Origin of the sequence: Streptococcus suis, from assembly GCF_002960445.1 — a bacterium.
GTDB lineage: Bacteria > Bacillota > Bacilli > Lactobacillales > Streptococcaceae > Streptococcus > Streptococcus hyiners.
Genome location: NZ_POJD01000078.1, coordinates 1 through 441 on the forward strand (window position 1 = coordinate 1; position 441 = coordinate 441).

General features: G+C 42.2%; 1 pseudogene. It reads right to left on the reverse strand.

Features of this window, described 5'->3' with window-relative positions:
• A pseudogene (locus C1G53_RS01775) lies at nucleotides 1-441 on the reverse strand (sugar ABC transporter substrate-binding protein); the annotation flags it as partial.

A 441-nucleotide genomic window follows, 5' to 3' on the forward strand; every position in this document is an offset into this window, starting at 1 on the left:
TGACATACGAGTATCGCCTTTGTAACCATCCAACAACTTGATACGATTTTCAGCACTTGGGTCTTTTTCCCAGTTGACTCCCTCTGGACCAAATACCAAGCCGTTCAGCAATTCTGGATTTGTATTGATAAGGGTCAATACTTCCATAGCTTTTTCTTTGTTCTTAGATGTTTTTGAAATGACAAAGTTTGCTACTTGGGTAGATCCGCTTGTCTTATAGGCAGATGTGATTGGTTTAGAAGTAATCTTATAGCCTGCAACTGTTGAAAGGAGGCTATCGCCAAAGTCAGCTGGTCCTTGTGTTTCTTCACGAACGAACCAGTTTGCTACATCAAGTGAGAAGGTTGCGTCAGTAGTCGCTGCATCTGCCATAATGTAGCCAGCCTTATAGTATTTGTGAATGGTACGAAGGTTATCCATGTGACGGTCCACTTCAAATGG